General features: G+C 55.0%; 18 protein-coding genes and 2 pseudogenes. 5 read left to right on the top strand and 15 right to left on the bottom strand.

Annotated features, from left to right (window positions below; genetic code table 11):
- Window positions 1-106: 106 nt before the first annotated feature.
- Window positions 107-382: a hypothetical protein gene (locus tag ACMGFM_RS16580; protein ID WP_436903800.1), complete on the bottom strand. Its 276-nt coding sequence runs from the start codon at window positions 380-382 to the stop codon at window positions 107-109.
- Between the two features lie 282 nt (window positions 383-664).
- Between ACMGFM_RS16580 and ACMGFM_RS16575 the strand changes: the two are divergent.
- Window positions 665-1305, top strand: a pseudogene (locus ACMGFM_RS16575) (sugar phosphate nucleotidyltransferase).
- A gap of 101 nt (window positions 1306-1406) precedes the next feature.
- On the opposite strand, the gene ACMGFM_RS16570 reads toward ACMGFM_RS16575, so the two are convergent.
- The 3 genes from ACMGFM_RS16570 to mntA form a co-directional block, all read right to left on the bottom strand.
- Complete coding sequence (locus ACMGFM_RS16570) at window positions 1407-1598, bottom strand: hypothetical protein (protein WP_436903798.1); 192 nt, start codon at window positions 1596-1598, stop codon at window positions 1407-1409.
- Between the two features lie 225 nt (window positions 1599-1823).
- Complete coding sequence (gene hepT / locus ACMGFM_RS16565; RefSeq protein WP_436903797.1) at window positions 1824-2252, bottom strand: type VII toxin-antitoxin system HepT family RNase toxin; 429 nt, start codon at window positions 2250-2252, stop codon at window positions 1824-1826.
- Window positions 2245-2676 carry a type VII toxin-antitoxin system MntA family adenylyltransferase antitoxin gene (mntA, locus tag ACMGFM_RS16560; protein WP_436903795.1) on the bottom strand — a complete coding sequence of 144 codons (432 nt, stop codon included), beginning with the start codon at window positions 2674-2676 and terminating at the stop codon, window positions 2245-2247. The genes hepT and mntA overlap by 8 nt, the downstream gene beginning before the upstream one ends.
- Before the next feature lie 1171 nt (window positions 2677-3847).
- Between mntA and ACMGFM_RS16555 the strand changes: the two genes are divergently transcribed.
- Window positions 3848-4549: a hypothetical protein gene (locus ACMGFM_RS16555; protein ID WP_436903794.1), complete on the top strand. Its 702-nt coding sequence runs from the start codon at window positions 3848-3850 to the stop codon at window positions 4547-4549.
- 353 nt (window positions 4550-4902) lie between these two features.
- Here ACMGFM_RS16555 and ACMGFM_RS16550 read toward each other — a convergent pair whose 3' ends face one another.
- Window positions 4903-5172 (bottom strand): PIN domain-containing protein, encoded by a 270-nt coding sequence (locus ACMGFM_RS16550; RefSeq protein ID WP_436903793.1) that lies wholly within the window; start codon window positions 5170-5172, stop codon window positions 4903-4905.
- Window positions 5169-5429: an AbrB/MazE/SpoVT family DNA-binding domain-containing protein gene (locus tag ACMGFM_RS16545; protein WP_436903792.1), complete on the bottom strand. Its 261-nt coding sequence runs from the start codon at window positions 5427-5429 to the stop codon at window positions 5169-5171. Before ACMGFM_RS16545 ends, ACMGFM_RS16550 begins: the two co-directional genes overlap by 4 nt.
- 384 nt (window positions 5430-5813) lie before the next feature.
- On the opposite strand from ACMGFM_RS16545, the gene ACMGFM_RS16540 reads away from it, so the two are divergent.
- Together ACMGFM_RS16540 and ACMGFM_RS16700 are read left to right on the top strand one after the other, a co-directional pair.
- Window positions 5814-6371: a hypothetical protein gene (locus tag ACMGFM_RS16540; protein WP_436903791.1), complete on the top strand. Its 558-nt coding sequence runs from the start codon at window positions 5814-5816 to the stop codon at window positions 6369-6371.
- A complete protein-coding gene (locus ACMGFM_RS16700) occupies window positions 6368-6760 on the top strand; it encodes a DUF8112 family protein (protein WP_495849265.1) in 393 nt (130 codons plus the stop codon). Before ACMGFM_RS16540 ends, ACMGFM_RS16700 begins: the two co-directional genes overlap by 4 nt.
- A 177-nt stretch (window positions 6761-6937) precedes the next feature.
- On the opposite strand, the gene ACMGFM_RS16535 is transcribed toward ACMGFM_RS16700, so the two are convergent.
- The 3 genes from ACMGFM_RS16535 to ACMGFM_RS16695 all read right to left on the bottom strand — a co-directional run bounded on the left by ACMGFM_RS16535 (window position 6938) and on the right by ACMGFM_RS16695 (window position 8167).
- A complete protein-coding gene (locus ACMGFM_RS16535; protein WP_436903790.1) occupies window positions 6938-7402 on the bottom strand; it encodes a GDP-mannose mannosyl hydrolase in 465 nt (154 codons plus the stop codon).
- Between the two features lie 50 nt (window positions 7403-7452).
- A complete protein-coding gene (locus ACMGFM_RS16530; RefSeq protein WP_436903789.1) occupies window positions 7453-7776 on the bottom strand; it encodes a hypothetical protein in 324 nt (107 codons plus the stop codon).
- Window positions 7777-8059: 283 nt separating this feature from the next.
- Window positions 8060-8167 carry a DUF8595 family protein gene (locus tag ACMGFM_RS16695; RefSeq protein ID WP_495849264.1) on the bottom strand — a complete coding sequence of 36 codons (108 nt, stop codon included), beginning with the start codon at window positions 8165-8167 and terminating at the stop codon, window positions 8060-8062.
- Between the two features lie 107 nt (window positions 8168-8274).
- Between ACMGFM_RS16695 and ACMGFM_RS16525 the strand changes: the two genes are divergently transcribed.
- Window positions 8275-9138 (top strand): TrmB family transcriptional regulator, encoded by an 864-nt coding sequence (locus ACMGFM_RS16525; protein ID WP_436903788.1) that lies wholly within the window; start codon window positions 8275-8277, stop codon window positions 9136-9138.
- 15 nt (window positions 9139-9153) lie between these two features.
- Here the strand turns inward: ACMGFM_RS16525 and ACMGFM_RS16520 are convergent, their stop codons facing one another.
- The 6 genes and pseudogenes from ACMGFM_RS16520 to ACMGFM_RS16495 form a co-directional block, all read right to left on the bottom strand.
- A complete protein-coding gene (locus ACMGFM_RS16520; protein ID WP_436903787.1) occupies window positions 9154-10140 on the bottom strand; it encodes an NAD-dependent epimerase/dehydratase family protein in 987 nt (328 codons plus the stop codon).
- On the bottom strand, window positions 10137-11093 hold the full coding sequence (locus tag ACMGFM_RS16515; protein WP_436903786.1) for an NAD-dependent epimerase/dehydratase family protein: 957 nt from the start codon (window positions 11091-11093) through the stop codon (window positions 10137-10139). The genes ACMGFM_RS16520 and ACMGFM_RS16515 overlap by 4 nt, the downstream gene beginning before the upstream one ends.
- A gap of 10 nt (window positions 11094-11103) precedes the next feature.
- The gene (locus ACMGFM_RS16510; protein WP_436903785.1) at window positions 11104-12273 is read right to left on the bottom strand and encodes an NAD-dependent epimerase/dehydratase family protein; all 1170 of its coding nucleotides are present in this window, start codon (window positions 12271-12273) and stop codon (window positions 11104-11106) included.
- 179 nt (window positions 12274-12452) lie between these two features.
- On the bottom strand, window positions 12453-12902 hold the full coding sequence (locus tag ACMGFM_RS16505) for a GDP-mannose mannosyl hydrolase (protein ID WP_436903784.1): 450 nt from the start codon (window positions 12900-12902) through the stop codon (window positions 12453-12455).
- On the bottom strand, window positions 12895-13860 hold the full coding sequence (locus ACMGFM_RS16500) for a GDP-L-fucose synthase family protein (protein WP_436903783.1): 966 nt from the start codon (window positions 13858-13860) through the stop codon (window positions 12895-12897). The genes ACMGFM_RS16505 and ACMGFM_RS16500 overlap by 8 nt, the downstream gene beginning before the upstream one ends.
- Window positions 13857-14714, bottom strand: a pseudogene (locus tag ACMGFM_RS16495) (GDP-mannose 4,6-dehydratase); the annotation flags it as partial. The pseudogene ACMGFM_RS16495 and the gene ACMGFM_RS16500, both read right to left, overlap by 4 nt.
- Window positions 14715-14846: the final 132 nt, after the last annotated feature.

Genomic DNA, 14846 nt, shown 5'->3' with positions numbered 1-14846 from the left:
AATCACCGAATCCGGTGGTGAGTAGGGCATAACTCCCACCGGGTTTCTCAGACAGGTAGTTGCGACGGTCTCCAATCAGCAGATTGCGTGGTATTTCTCCACTAAACTAGAACAGATGGAATATACCCCAACTTCCCGCGAGCGACGGGTGTTCCGACATCACGCGGATACCTGGATCGCCGTTGAGGTAGGAGACAACATCGGAGAAGAACTGTTCATCGAGTATTTTACGAAGCGGCAGATCGTCAGGTCGTCCATCCAGCGGATCGAATGTGTCCATGGTCCAACTGGCGTCAAGTTGGTCGACGATGCTCAACAGTCCCTGTGAAGGAGACTGCAACGCGAACTGGTCGTTGATGACCGGCTGGATGGGTGTCACCATCGACTGATCTACACCTGTATGGCTGTCTTCGTCACGATCGGTGTATCTCATTTGGGCCCCTTTGGAAGTACTTAAAAGTCGACCACGTAATCTCACAGAGAACTGTACTGCATCCCCTGTCCTGAAACACAAGAACTGTATAATTCTTTGAATATCATATACAATGTGGACGCTGTCGTACTAGCCGCTGGAGAGGGCACGCGCTTCCCACTCACGGACGACAAACCGAAGCGGATCGTCGGAGTCGACGATCAGCCACTGTTGACCCACTGTTTTGATTAGGTGATTAACCTCAGGGCGAGCGCTTCGTCGTGGTTGTGGACTATCTTAAAGAGAATATCATTGACCACTACGGGGATGAGTATCGCGGCGTGCCGATCACTTACACCCACCAGCGCGAACAGAACGGGCTCGCCCATGCATTGCTGACTGCGGAGGAACACGTCGATGACGATTTCATGCTGTTGCTCGGAGACAATATCTTTCAGGGCAACCTTGCAGATGTGGTCACCCGGCATCGGGAACAGCGAGCCGACGCGGCGTTTCTCGTCGAGGAAGTGCCCTGGGACGAGGCGTCTCGGTACGGTGTCTGTGACACCAACAAGTATGGTGAGGTCGTCAACGTGATCGAGAAACCGGACGATCCGCCATCTAACCTGGTGATGACCGGCTTCTATACGTTTACGCCGGCGATTTTCCACGCCTGTCACTTGGTGCGGCCATCAGATCGCGGCGAGTACGAGTTGTCAGACGCGATTGATTTGTTGTTGGATTCCGGCCGAACGATCGATACGCTGCAGTTGGATGGCTGGCGGTTCGACATTGGCTATCCTGATAGTGATCATTACGAGTCTTTACCCGTATGGCGTCGCGTGTTTGCCGTCTCGAACTGTGGAACAGCCGATACGGCGGATCAACCCTGAAAATCACCACAATAATCACTATGAGGATCGGGATCGGGTGGAACAACGGTTGCAGGATGGGAGTGCGGATCCCGCGACCGAGGCAGCGAGTGACTGAGTCGTTAGGAGACTGTTTCGAGGAGTCCTTTTGATGAGTGCCAGTCGATGTGCGGTTCGATGCGGTACCAGACGAGGACGGCACTCGCGTCGATGGTGTTGACGATGGCGTCGGAGATGAGGAAATCTGTGCGGTGAGGGGCGAAGGCTTGGCCTGCTTCTATGATGATGTCATAGGCGGCGGCGAGAGCGATCACGAAGGCGGCGTTCTTTGTTCGTGGGAGTTCCCAATGGGTTGTGGCGTAGGCGAGTGATCAGACAAAGGTGAAGTAGGCGACGAGGTGTCGCCAGTGGTTTGGCGCAATTGCGAATGGGCACAGATCGTCGCCGACTGTCTCGGGGACGGTGACGAGAGAGATGTGAAAAGTGAAGGCGGCGATGGTGAGGACATCAAGCCAGCGGAAGCTACGCGAGGAGCCGTCTCAATTTTGACTGCGGACCCACTGGGCGACCTGCTGGCTGAACGAGTCGTAGACTTCCAACCCGGTCTGGAGTGTTTCATATACTTCTTTGGAATCCACCTTCCCGTATTGGTGGGCCAAAACGTTCCTGAAACCGACGGCGGCGACAAGCGTGTCCGCTGTGTCCGCTTCGATTACTCCCTTCCTGCTGAGGACACGGATCGCTTCTTTCGATGCCTCCCCCTCGAATGCAAAATCCTGCGTAGCGATGTGCTGGGCAAGGTCGGCACACGCCTGAATAGCGTTTTCGAACATCCGCTCGACTGCACGTTGTTCGGTCGTCGCTGAGAGGAATTCCTCACGCGAAAGGGACTGTTGTTTGGTCCTGAGCTCACCGTGGTATTGTTCGATTTGCTCAAGCTTGACTGCGACGACCCGCTTGTCAGCCACGCAATCCACCCTCCGCCATACGATCGATTACGTCACGCTGGTGTCGGTGGATATCCTCGCGCTGTTGGTCGAACGCTGCTTCGATCTCTGCCTTGTATTGACGGAATGCCTGTTCGTCGCCACAAAGCAACTCGCCGGTAATGGCATCGTGAGCGACAGCGAGGGGAAGCGCTTCGATATCGGAGAGATCTACGAACGGGGCGTTGTCTTGCTGGAGGTTCCCGGCGAGAAAGCACCGTTTCTGAAACCGCTCGTGAGAAGAGAGGTCATCAGTGAACTTGACTGCAACGTCGAGATCGGATGCTGAACGGGGCTCGCCAGCGACCTGCGAGCCAAATAGTACGGTAAACTCGACTTCCTCGTCGTGACACAGCGACTCCTTGACCATTGTGATCAGCCGCGAGAACCCATCAGTCACGCCCATACTTGTGATAACGGCGTATTGTCACAAAAGCATATCGTTCGCGTGTACCTGTCACTGTGCGTGCATTGGCGGCTGTAGGGCTTCTTGTGCGACCGTTGCTTCTGTATCGTCGCGGTCTCGACGAAACTCCCGCATCTCAGTCGCATGTTCCTGATCTTGAAAACCCTCGGCGCGCAGTCGTAGACCTCGTGGTTCACGTTCCGTTGTGCAGCGTATCCGGTCATCTGTGGCACCAGAGAGGGCTGGTCTGGTCGCAAGTAGTTTCGGAGTTACTGGAGACCTGGGATTAAATGGTGGTTGTTATCGTTTGGACCAGATCACCTGTTTCTCTACAGATCCATCATCTCGGGCGACCTTCGTCGTCTCCAGCGGCAACAATGCTTCTATGTTGCTTCTGTCTGGAGCCGGACTGTCCATGAGGTTACTATACCACCTGCAGAATCGCGAGTGAAACTGCTCGAACGGACTCTTCCCGTCTGCTCCAAGGTCCCGTTCTTCGTCTACGTAGATCTCGAGTGCACGCCGATACGTCTGCTGCGAATCCTGGCCTGCCCACGCTGGCGCCGGTTGGTACTGGTGCAGCGACGCGTTATCTCGCTGAAGATACATGATGTCGTACACTCGACACAGTTCGGTGGGTCGCAGCGCAACGGCCAAGAGCCGGAGTTGCGTTGACCTGCCGACGATGATTAGATTCCCCTGTTTGTCGCTGTCCGAGTTGCCTGCACTTTTACACGCGAACCCATGGAGGTCATCGACCGACAGGTGGCTGTGGGACGATTCATTATCCACTGAGAGGGACTTACGCAGTTCGTTTGCGAACTGTTGTGGTACTTCCAGCGGATTTCGTTCGTTGTTTTTGGATTGTGTGTTACTCATTGTTTTTCGGTTGTGGCAGTTGTTGTCCTATCCTTCAGTTCTTGAGTGGTCTGGCATGATGCTCCGTCCTGATCACCTCACCGACACCTTTGCGAGAGGCAATTATATGCGTCATTTGGAGTCGATGGTCTTCGAGTGTAGGTAACATTTATATACCGTCCTCACACTCCCGCCAGTATTAATAAATTAATTATGTATAATTTGTCATACATTACGCTCTATAGTATTTTCACCCGCGTATCACTGGTCACCCCCACCAGAACTATACCTCCGATTCCTCTGCTATGACAAAATGGCACTCGACACAACGTTAATAGATCTGAGAAACCCAAATGACGTTGATGAATACAATTGCATCCCAGAGTGGGCAGATGTTCGACTCCCGGGGCCAATCGAATATTTTCAGCAGAAAAATGGCTCTAAATTATATCCTGGGGTGACCCTTGCAATCATTCAATTTGCCTTGGAACGCGAGGGAAAGCGCTCAGTCTCACGGCGAGATATTAGCCAATTACATGACGAACACACTAATGACACGTATCTACAGAGTATAAATTATCTAGACGAGCTAGATCTGATTGAGGCCAACAAGCGAACAGGGGGGTATCGAATATATTTACCGCGTAATAGGGATCCAGCCCCAGTCTACCGGGATGAGACTGTTGAATTTGATCATGCTCAGTCTGATACTACCAAATACCGGGCGAAAATCCTGCCACAGCGGCTTCTAAAGCCGCTCCTCTGGGTCCTTCCGAAAAGTCGTGATAATCAATTTTTCAGGATCGGTGATCAATTCCTTGCGTTCGGCGTCTTCGTGTCGCTTGCAGTTGCGCTGACGCCATATGGCCCATCCATAGAGATGACCTCGGTCTCGTTGCGTGTACTCTGGGCCATTCTGTCATTTGCGACAGTTGCAACTATCTTCGGGGTCTGGAAATCCGTGTTGGAAGCATATTCTACCGTCCTGCCACGTATTCATAATCTCCTTCATTAGAAATACTCAATATTCACCTTCTCCACCGTGAATGGAGGGGGACCGGAGATGCCTCAAGCAGTCGATCACAGCCCGACGACGGCAGAACCTGTCGGTGGACTCCTGGTTTGACTGCTAGACCGTGGTAGGTGTGCAGAGCGAAGTTGATTTCTGGGTGTCAGGTCTGGGGCACCGCGGTTCTGTCAACGCTCCCAAGGCGATTCGTGATCGTAGTAGATCTGTACTGGCACGTTCGCGTGCTCACCATCGTCAGCTCCGGCGACGAGCGTCGCGTCACAATCGTGGGCGAGCGCAACAGCCTATGCATCGGCAAGTGAGATGTTCCCATCGGCTTTTAGTTTTGCTGCCAATCATCAGTCCGCCGTTTCGAGTTCCAACCCCTGCCGTTCAAGAGTACGAACGTCTCGGTCTGCTTCCCGCAGCGAGGCGTCTCTCGGAACGTCATCGACGCCTTCGAACCGAGCAACGAGGTAGAACACTTCACTCGCATTAGTCTCGGTAAAGAATCCGTCGGTGTCGCCAGTGAAGACCTCGTTAAGACAATCAGCGACGACCTCGTGGCCGGGTTCGTTGTACAGGAAGGCGATGATCGCTTCAGCATCGAAGACGTAGCCGCCACTCATTCGTCCTTGGACGGACGTAGCCGTTCAGCTTGCTCCTCTCTTTTGAGTCTTTCTTCATCTTTCATCTCACGAACCCGCTCCAGCACTTCACCGCGTTTATGCTCGCCAGCGTGGAAACCATGTAGCTCATCCGGCGATGGAACCGGCTTAATGACGATACGGCCCTGCTCCTCGTAGACAAATACCTCGTCTGGCGTCTCAATCCCGAACTTCTCTCGCAGTCCCTTCGGGATCGTGGCCTGACCCTTCTGAGACACACGTACTACCTTCGTCCCATTTGTGCTACTTGCAACTGTTAGTATTACCTACACAACTCTATATTGCTAAAGCTACCGCAGTCAAACAATTTCCGACATTATTGCTCCTGCGACACAATTCGAAAATTTACAGCCTGAGCTTTTTTATCATTATGATCTGGATTGATGATAAGGCCACGGAGGAATTGATCTTCGTTCTCGATTGGATTACGTCACCGACGGCTGGCAGCGGTATCAGGCTGCGACGAGTCTCGTTGGGAGTAACTACCCGTTCGTATCTGCGAAACGCCGTTAGCAGCCCTTTCGGCAACGCAGTCAGCTAGTATCGTCCGTGAGTGTAGTTCGTATGACTGGGCGCAGTATTGCCAGTCGCTGGCTGTTGAGTTGGGTGCGGAGGCTGATTCACAGCGAGCAACTGCTCGTCGCGTTGCCGATCGGACGACTCAGAGTTCACAATCTGTCCGCCGGTATCTGGATGCCCTTTCCCTTCCAGAGATTGTCCATCCGCTGTTCTGTGACGGCCCTGAGGGTGATGCCCAATCGTGGCAGGCACTCCGGCATTACAACGAAGATGTTCGTCGCTACAAGGGGCTCTCCTGGCGGGTTGCTGCACAACTCGGACGACGGATGCAAGCTACAGATGTCTCAACCGAACGCACCGTCGGGACGGCAGCAAACGCTGTTGAGTATGAAATATCGACCGCACTGGAGTTCGTTGACCTCGCAATGGAAGAGGCGGAATTACCATTCCAGTCGGTTCACCGTCGCACCCAACATGGCATCCAGTACAGCGAGTACCTCCAGATTCCGAGTGTGTCGGTGACACTTGAACAGGAAGATCGGGAGGCGATCATGGCCTACTGCGCCGCGCAGCGTCAGCCGTTGAGTAGCGTGGTCGAGAATAAAATTTGCTCTCTTGCCACGGAGTTGGTTGACCGATGACGTGTGAATGTGCCGGTTCGTCGGACGATTCAGTGAGTGCTTGTAGCGACAAACGAGTGGTGTCGTCGACAATCGAACAGATTCTCACTGGCATCGTCGTCAGTGATGACTCTGGCGTAGTACGATGTACTTCGTGTGGCGATGTCATCGCTGCAACTGACATCGTCTTTGCGTGCGCATCGCGCTGTGTCGAGGTGGCTGAGTGGCGTGTCCCTCGGTTGTACTGTGTTGGTTGGGCGCCCGCCGTCGTCCACACGCCGATGCTTGGGGTCGCAGAAGCGATTGTCAGTGGACGGCTCGGTACGCGTTCTCGTCCGACCACACGGACACATCGCTCTTGCCTGGCCGAGATTGCTGTTCGGTCATACAGTCCGTCGACTGAGGGCTAGTGCTTAGTTGGCTCTTTGGATTAAAGCCGATACACCGATGTCAACACACTGAGACGTGGTATTACTCGGCGTGAGTTTTCCAAAATCAGTGGTGAATCACCGCTTGTCTGCTAGCTGTTTGAGTATCAACAGAGTTCAATTACGCTCCAAACTGTCGGTAAGCGTTCCAGAGAGTGGTTACAAACTCTCGTCGAAATTAACTGACTCTGCCTGGTCCACGTAGGCCCGAACATACGTGTGGAGTGAGTCAGGAATTGAATTGAACACACGAAAGTCCGCGTGCTGACCGTCAGGCTGAAATTGGTCTGTAGCAGGGGTAACGACGTACCCATTCGCGAGATAGTGTTTTGTCTCCACGTTATCAAGTTCTGACGTTTCGTAGATGTGTTCGAACGCACCGAGTGACTCGACAATCTCCACGTCGACACCAAGTTCATCTTTCGCTATACGAGTGACCGCATCTGTTCTTGTCTCTCCTTTGTGGACTCGACCGCCGGGAATGAACCACTCACCTTTGGCGGGCTCGTTCGTTCGCTTGCCGAGCAAAAGTCCACCGTCGACGCGAACGAGCAGATCAACCGAGACGATGGGAACGTTCCGGACGATTGTCGCCCACTCGTCGTCGGGAATCCACTCACTCATGGAGTTCGTCTCTGTGCTGTTCGTACCACTGGATTGTCTCACGGAGGCCGTCACGGAATTCGGTGGAGGCTTCCCACCCAAACCGTTCTCTGGCACGTGTTGTATCCAGTCGTCGACGTGTCTTCTTCTGGCTCGTGGAGCGCAGCCCCGACGGCCGCGCTGTCGGCGAAGCGGTAGTTCCCGTCCGGCGCGTTTTCGACGAATTCTCTGGAGACGAGTTTGCCGAACGTTCCCGAATCGAGGTCGGTATCCGCGAACGCCCACGAGCCTGCGTCCTGTTCGTGGTCGTGGAGTTCTTTGAGTGTCTCCTCGTGCTCGGGACAGTCTGCGAGAAACGAGCGCGTCGCTTGCTCGACACGCTCGGGGTCTGTCATTACTACAGCGATACCGGAGCGTGGATTTAGTGGTTGCGCTCTCAGCAGTCTGGTCAGCCCAGCATCTCAGTCTGTGGGGGTCACTTCGGGGAGTTCCTCTTGACCAGCCGAACGCATCCTACGACGCGAACCTCGAAGCGTGCGCCACTCTCTGCGCTCTCAGTGATGGTCATATCCCAGTCATCCTCTCCGAAACTCAACGTACGATAGAGTGCTCAAATTCGTTGCCGGCGTTCTTACTCTGCTTATTGTCCCGCCCGCGAAGCCGTCGATTTCTGGCCGCTTAATCTGAGCTATTACGCGACTCGCTCAGTTTTTCCCAAATCTCTGCACAGCCGTCACCGTCTTCAATTTCAGACAGGTGTTCTGATTCTGTTTTGTCACGTTCCATAGTTACTCAGTATCTTAGTAAACAAACTGTTCCGGGAGTATTTAAATCCTACTGCCGGACGATCCACTCACCGGCGTTTAAATAGCGGACAGGACATTATGCGAGGTATGAACGATAGGTCGGATGCTGACACGCTCTTTGACTATCTTGGGCTTGGGGAATACGAGACCACCGCGCTCAAAGGATTGCTCACGCATGGACGCTCAACGGCCCCGAACCTCGCAGAAGCAACCGGAATTCCAAATGCGCGCATCTACGACGTGCTTGACGAGTTGGCTGATCGCGGGTTCATCAAGGTCATTCCCGGCCGACCGAAGGAGTTCCAGCCAAAGCCACCCGAGGAAATCCTTGACCGTGCAGTTGAGAACCGCCAGCAGCAATTCGAGTCATTCCGCGCAGAGCTTGACGATATACGCGATGTTTTTCTCGACACATACGAGTCTACCTATCAAGCGGCAAGCGAGGACCTGTCACCGACTGAAGAGCTGTTTCATGTCGTCGACGTAGGCGAACCCAGCGAGGCCGAGACGCGGACCATCTACCGTAACGCTCAGGATACGCTGAATGTAATGACGAAAAGCCTCGAATACTTCGAGAGTATTCGGCCAGCACTTACCGCAGCCACCGACCGTGGCGTCAATATCGAAATGCTGTTTCTTCATCCGACTCATCTCTCCGAGCACAATGCCGAGATTCAACGGGAGGTTCTTCGAGAGTTGCGGAGTTCGTTCCCGTCTGTCGGCATTCGATTTAGCGAGCAACCGCTGCCGTGGCGTGGCACGCTCGCGGACCCAAGTATGGATTACGAGACTGGAATCGCGATTGTTCTCGTCGAAGAGAAAGATGTTCCACTCCACATGCGTCAGGCTGCCGTCACAGAAAACGGTTCGTTCGTGGCCGGTCTCAAGCGATATTTCGACCTTGTCTGGCAATACGAAAGCGCTGATATCGACGATGTCGTCGACCTGTAACTAGTGGTGACTGCTTCACTCGTTGCTTCGCTTCCGAATTAGGTCTCTGATTGTCTCCTCAACAGTCCGGGTTGGCTCCCAGCCGAGCTCTGATCTTGTGCGACTCGTATCGACAGTGAACTGGTCGACGAGCGTCTCGGCGCTTCGTGGATTCTCGACCAGTTTCACCTCCGTTTCAATATTTGCTTCCTCCTTTGCAATCCACTGGACAAGTTCACCGACTGCCTGTACACTCGGGTCTTCCTCACTTGCGATTTCGTATGCCTGCGCGCCTGTCTCACCACGCTCAAGTTGGGTTACGAGTTGCTCGGCACTCCGCAGGTACGCATTTGCAACGTCTTTGACGTGGATGTAATTCCGCGATTGTGTCCCCGGCTCGTAGACCGTCAACGGCTCATCGGAGAACACTCGATTGACGAAGAAGTTGATGACTGTCCCCTTACTCACCGGTGTCGTTCCGATGGTATGCTCGCCGTAGAGGTTCGAGATGAGGAATAGATGTGCCGGGAATGCACCCTCCGCGTACGTACGAATCGACTGCTCACTCAGGAGCTTCGTCCGTCCGTACCAGTTCAGCGGGTCCCGGGGCAGGTCGGCCGTAATCGGGAATTCTGCTGGGTCTCCTAACACGGCCATACTGAACGGGAACGCGAGCGCGGCACCTGTTTTCCGACAGAACCAGGCGACGTTTTCGGTTCCTTGGACGTTGACCTCGAAGGCGAGGTCTGACTGTTGTTCGCAGTCGTCAACGCCGCTGATTGCCGCCAGGTGCATCACGATATCTGCACCACTGAGTGCCTCCTCAAGCCGGTCGCGATTACGGATGTCCACGTGTTGGACGGTTACGTCTCCAATCTCTCTGACCGTTCCGAGATAGAAGTTGTCGAGTGCAATGACTTCCCAATCTGGATGTTCCTCTTGGAGTTTGTAGACGACACGACTGCCGATATAGCCTGCGGCGCCTGTGACTGCAACCGTCGGTGATGCGTTCTCTGTTGTCATTGTTTCGTTCTCAGTGGTCCGTCTGTAAATGCTGTTGCAAGTTCTCTGACTCCTTCCCGGAGCGTATACTCCGGTTGATACCCGGTCGATTTGACTCGGTCAAAATTCACGTGATACGAGGGACCAGGGTGTTCGTCTTCGAGGTATGTGATGTCGACTTCTGTTCCAACTTCTTCGTGGACGATTTCGGCGATTTCGCTAATTCGGTAGTTCTCACTGTTTGCGCCGACGTTGTAGATCAGTTCGGGCCAGGATTCTGGATCGAGTGTTGCCTGTGTGAATGCGCGTGCTGCGTCGTTGACGTGCATGAACGGCCGCCAGTTCGACCCGTCGCCGTAGACCGTCAGTGGCCGATTCGTAAGTGCTCGAAACACGAAGGTGTTCACGACGAGGTTGAACCGAATGCCTTCTGCGTAGCCGTAGTTCGTGCTGAGGCGAAGCGCAGTGGCGTTGCCGTCGAACTCCGCGAGCAATTCCTCGCCTTGTAACTTTAACTTCGATTCGGCGTAGGGGTTGATCGGGTGTGGCTCGGTGGTTTCGTCAACGTTTTCGTGTGGTGCGCGGCCGTAATTGTTGCACGACGACGCGAACGTTACGGTTTCGACGCCGAGCTTTTCAGCCGCAGTGAGCACGTTTCGCGTCCCTTCAAGGTTGACAGCGAACGTCTCTTCGCGGCGGTCGTGGGTACTTGCAGCGCCCGTTATTGCAGCGAGGTGAATGACAGCGTCGGTATCACGCAGTGCGCTTTCGACCTCGCCGTAGTTTCGCACGTCGCCCTGTCTGAACTCCAAGCTGTCGCCGACATCTGCACCCATGAGATTTCGCGGCGAACCACCCGTCAGTGAATCGAACACGACAACCGTGTCGACGCTGTCAGCGTCCTGTAACTGTGGCACGAGCGCGCTCCCAATGTACCCACATCCTCCTGTGACCAGAACTGTCTGCTCGTCCATGTGTCTCTATTCAGTCCTCAAGCACACCTGGAAGGAACCGGTCCTCGTGTGCCTTTACACGACCGTCGTACCGGAGTAGCGTCTCGAAGATATCCGAGACCGCAGCCTCGAACGACTGTGACTGACCGTCGATGAGCGTTTCGTAGCGGTCGTTTTCGATTTCCATCTTGTGCTCCTCGTCTTCGTCTCGTGGATTCTCGAAGTGCTCGACAGCGACGTCAAGGTCGTGTTCGGCCCCGACGTCTGCGATTGTGTTGGCGATTTCGACGATGCTAATCGCCCGTGTGACCTGGTTGTAGACGACGTGGTCGTCCGGCCGGTCGTCTGGATCGGTGAGTGCCAGCTGTGCAAGGCCTTCGACAGAATCTTCGAGCGAGACGAACGGTTTGCGCTGCTCGCCCTTGCCGTAGACTGTCACGGGGTAGCCGGCGACTGCCTGTGCGCAAAACCGGTGTGCAACCGTCCCGAAGTAGTAATCGAAGTCGAACCGAGTGTTCAGGCGCTCGTCTGCACGGGTTTCCTCAGTTTCCGTCCCGTAGACGATTGCCGTCCGCACGTCGCTGATTGGGATATCGAACTGCTGGTGAGCCAGTCGCATGTTCGCGGCATTGTGGCTCTTCGTGAGGTGATACCAGCTCCCCGCCATTGCCGGGAAGGGGACTTCGTCACGTTCGCCGTCGTTTTCCATTGTCGCACCACCCTCTGGGATGGGGAACTCCGGCGCACCGTAGACGCCTGTGGTGGTGGTCTCGACGAAGTGCGTGTCGGCCATGTCGTTTTCGTGCAGCCCAAAGAGCAGGTTGCGTGTCGCTTGGAGGTTGTTGTGTTGGGTGTAGTTTGCCCGCTCGCCGTTGATCTGGGAGTACGGCGCAGACGGCTGGGCCGCCGTGTGGATGACTGTGTGTGGTTCGTGGACCTGCAGGAGTTTGTCCACTTCGGCACGGTCGGTGAGGTCTGCCTCGACGAACGAGAGGTTGTCGAGGTCGTGAACCTCTTCGGCGGCGGCGAGTCGCTCGTCGATGTCTGCGACGGGCGTTGCACTGACGCTGCCGACCTCTTCGACCCACTCGCGGCGGGCGAAGTTGTCGACGAGGACGACGCGGTCGTCTGTTCGTGACGCGATTCTGAGTGCGGTTGGCCAACCGAGATAGCCGTCGCCACCTGTGACGATGATGCTCATGGTTACTCAGAATGTGAGTAAGTACATAGGTCTTTTGTGTGGGTTTCGAGGAGGTGGCCGCTTAGACAAAGTCGTCGCCGTCTCGGCAGGCTCAGGAACACTGTTTGGCGAGTTGGCGTTGCGAGACTGCGCTTCACCCACTGAGTAGTCCACTACATGCTTACTGCAGCAGTCTTGCTTCACTCAATCGTTTCTGCTTTCTTGAGGTAGGCCGCTATGTTCGGGTGGAGGTCTATCGACTCTGGTTGGAGTATCTGGAAGTCAGCGTGTTGCTCGTTCGGACGGACGTCGGTTGATTTTGGCTCAACCACGTATCCATTCGCAAGATAGTGTTTGCTGTCCACACCGTCGGTCTCTGCTGTGTCGTAGATATGCTCGAAGGCTCCGAGCGATTCGAGTATCTCTACTTTGACACCCATCTCTTCTGTAGCGATCCGGTGAACAGCTTCTGTTCTCGTCTCGCCTTTGTACACACGACCACCGGGAATGAACCACTCTCCCTTCGCTGGTTCGTTGGTTCGTTTACCCAGCACGATTCCGCCGTCGGTGCGGACAAGTAAGTCGACAGAGACAATGGGGACGTTCCGGACGATTGTGGTCCATTCTTCCTCGGGAATCCACTCACTCATGGAGCTCGTCGCGGTGCTGTTCGTACCACTGGATTGTCTCGCGGAGGCCGTCACGGAATTCGGTGGAGGCTTCCCACCCAAATCGTTCTTTGGCGCGTGTCGTATCTAATCGTCGACGAGGTTGTCCGTCGGGTTTCGAGGTGTCCCACTCGATATCGCCCTCGAATCCGGTCTCGTCGGCAATTGTCTCGACGAGTTCTCGAATCGAAATCTCCTCGCCGCTCCCCAGATTCACCGGGTCAGAGGAGTCGTATCGTTCTGTGGCGTCGAGAATGCCTTCTGCGGCGTCTTTCACGTAGAGGAACTCTCGTGTCGGTTCGCCAGTTCCCCACGCCGTGATTGACTCGTCACCGCGGTCACGCGCTTCGAGACACTTCCTGATGATAGCCGGGATGACGTGTGAGGTTTCCAGATCGAAATCGTCCCGTGGGCCGTAGAGGTTGACTGGGAGGAGATAGATGCTGTCGAAATTGTATTGTTTTCGATACGCGCGAGACTGTGTGAGCAGCGCCTTCTTCGCGATTCCGTACGGTGCGTTGGTCTCCTCGGGATAGCCGTCGAAGAGGTCTTCTTCACTGAACGGCACTGGCGTGTGTTTCGGGTACGCACAGATTGTTCCGAGGATCGTGAACTTTTCGACGCCATACTGTCTGGCCTGCTCCAGCAATTCGATACCCATAATCGCGTTATCGTAGAAGTATCGACCCGGATTTTCTCGGTTGGCACCGATGCCGCCAACAGACGCTGCGAGGTGGATGACGGTATCTGCCCCGGAATCCTCGAAAGCACGTTTGATGTCCGATTTTTCTCGTAGGTCGTATTCCTCGCTTCGAGGAATGAAGATATCCACACTTTCTGACCGGGATTGCAGGTCTTCGACGAGATGACTGCCGAGAAAGCCCGCCCCGCCGGTGACCATCACTGTTCGGTCGTCCCAGAACTCGCTGTGCTCGCTCATCGCCAGTCAACCCGACCGTACCAGCTCTGCTTGTTGTTCGCGTACCAGTCGATTGTTCGGCGAATTCCTTCGCGCCAGGACACTTCAGGCTCCCAGCCGGTCTCCTCGTGCAGTTTCTCGTACCCGACCAGCAGTTCCTCGACGTCGCTGTCTCCCGGGCGGAATCGGTCCTCGTCTTGGACGATTTCGGCGTGGTCCCAGTAGCCGTGTTCGGAGCCAACTTCGAGAATCGTATCTGCCCACTCCTGCATCGAGATGTTCTCGCCGTAGCCGTAGACGTACTGTTCGCCCGGGGTTCCTTCGAGTGCAACGTGGAGATGGCCCCGGACGCCGTCTTCGACGTAGCACATATCACGCTTTGGTGTGAGGTTGCCAAGTTCGACGATATCACGTTCGAGCGCCTGGGTGATGATTGTTCCCGTGATGTAACGGGGATTCTGCCGTGGCCCGTAGTTGTTGAACATCCGCGTGGTGACGGTTGGGAGGCCGTAGGCGTCATTGTAGTTCATCGTCAAGAAATCAGCCGCGAGTTTCGAGGTCGCGTAGACGCTCGTCGGATTGACCGGTGAGCGTTCGCTGAGAAGGACGCGCCCGTCTTCCTCGAACTCGTGTTTGTCCTGCATCTCTTCTTTGACGTTGCCATACTCTTCGCTCGTGCCGGCGGTATCGAACTTGGCGATGTCGAGGTCGAGGTCGACGATGGATTGGAGAAGGTTCAGTGTGCCGTTGACGTTCGTATCGACCGTCTCGTAAGGTCGATCCCACGACTCGCCGACGTGGGCTTGGGCGGCGAGATGGAAAATCAGAGAGTCGCTGTGGCCTTCGAGTGCGCTCAGTGCCTCTTTGACCGAGTGTTTGTCCCGAAGGCATTCGTTCTAGTTTAGTGGCGGTCAAAGCCGAACTCACCTCGTTCAACCTGCTCACGTAACCGATCTCTGTGTGGATTTGGATTTCGTGACGCCCACAGCAGCAGCTCATCTAAATCC

The sequence above is a fragment of the Halovenus halobia genome (assembly GCF_051414135.1).
GTDB lineage: Archaea > Halobacteriota > Halobacteria > Halobacteriales > Haloarculaceae > Halovenus > Halovenus halobia.
The sequence above is the reverse complement of the archived record's forward strand: the minus strand, read 5'-3'. Positions and strand labels throughout refer to the sequence as shown.

Bases quoted from the DNA above. Each gene is read 5' to 3' on its own strand.
- ACMGFM_RS16525 (WP_436903788.1), top strand. From the start codon at position 8,275: ATGAACGATAGGTCGGATGCTGACACGCTCTTTGACTATCTTGGGCTT.
- ACMGFM_RS16505 (WP_436903784.1), bottom strand. From the start codon at position 12,902: ATGAGTGAGTGGATTCCCGAGGAAGAATGGACCACAATCGTCCGGAAC.
- ACMGFM_RS16520 (WP_436903787.1), bottom strand. From the start codon at position 10,140: ATGACAACAGAGAACGCATCACCGACGGTTGCAGTCACAGGCGCCGCA.
- ACMGFM_RS16515 (WP_436903786.1), bottom strand. From the start codon at position 11,093: ATGGACGAGCAGACAGTTCTGGTCACAGGAGGATGTGGGTACATTGGG.
- ACMGFM_RS16580 (WP_436903800.1), bottom strand. From the start codon at position 382: ATGGTGACACCCATCCAGCCGGTCATCAACGACCAGTTCGCGTTGCAG.
- mntA (WP_436903795.1), bottom strand. From the start codon at position 2,676: ATGGGCGTGACTGATGGGTTCTCGCGGCTGATCACAATGGTCAAGGAG.
- ACMGFM_RS16695 (WP_495849264.1), bottom strand. From the start codon at position 8,167: ATGGAACGTGACAAAACAGAATCAGAACACCTGTCTGAAATTGAAGAC.
- ACMGFM_RS16700 (WP_495849265.1), top strand. From the start codon at position 6,368: ATGACGTGTGAATGTGCCGGTTCGTCGGACGATTCAGTGAGTGCTTGT.
- ACMGFM_RS16550 (WP_436903793.1), bottom strand. From the start codon at position 5,172: ATGAGTGGCGGCTACGTCTTCGATGCTGAAGCGATCATCGCCTTCCTG.
- ACMGFM_RS16555 (WP_436903794.1), top strand. From the start codon at position 3,848: ATGGCACTCGACACAACGTTAATAGATCTGAGAAACCCAAATGACGTT.
- ACMGFM_RS16510 (WP_436903785.1), bottom strand. From the start codon at position 12,273: ATGAGCATCATCGTCACAGGTGGCGACGGCTATCTCGGTTGGCCAACC.
- ACMGFM_RS16535 (WP_436903790.1), bottom strand. From the start codon at position 7,402: ATGAGTGAGTGGATTCCCGACGACGAGTGGGCGACAATCGTCCGGAAC.
- ACMGFM_RS16500 (WP_436903783.1), bottom strand. From the start codon at position 13,860: ATGAGCGAGCACAGCGAGTTCTGGGACGACCGAACAGTGATGGTCACC.
- ACMGFM_RS16530 (WP_436903789.1), bottom strand. From the start codon at position 7,776: ATGACAGACCCCGAGCGTGTCGAGCAAGCGACGCGCTCGTTTCTCGCA.